This is a genomic window from Ursidibacter arcticus, from assembly GCF_009761375.1.
Classification (GTDB): domain Bacteria; phylum Pseudomonadota; class Gammaproteobacteria; order Enterobacterales; family Pasteurellaceae; genus Ursidibacter; species Ursidibacter arcticus.
Map to the genome: position 1 here is coordinate 1 of NZ_LEKM01000091.1, position 368 is coordinate 368.

At 44.3% G+C, this 368-nt stretch carries 1 pseudogene; it reads right to left on the reverse strand.

Going from position 1 to position 368, the window contains the following annotated elements:
* Positions 1-368: pseudogene (locus tag A1D25_RS01970) on the reverse strand (hypothetical protein); the annotation flags it as partial.

The following is a 368-nucleotide window of genomic DNA, read 5'->3' on the forward strand; positions in this document are numbered from 1 at the left end:
AACGGGTGATTTGTCTTTGAGGCTATCGCCAGGAATAACAGCTTTGTTGCTACCCGCTGGAACATCTGGAATGTATTCAGGGTGGCTAGATTTGTATGAGCCGTCAGCTTGTTTTTCAAGTGTTGCTGTAATAGGGTTCTTTTTACCTTCTGGAATAAAGGTAACTTCGTATTTTTTAACGTTTGGATCAATAGCGATTTCAACAGAACCATCTTTCTTCGCGGTTACTGTTGGTTTTTCTTGTTGAGGTCTTGGTGGGGTATAGCCGCCATTAGAACCAGAGCCAGATGAGCCTGGAGGTGTAACACCTGTGCCTGGTTCAGTTGTTTCTTCAGTCGTAGATGGATGAGCTGGGTTACTACCTGTTC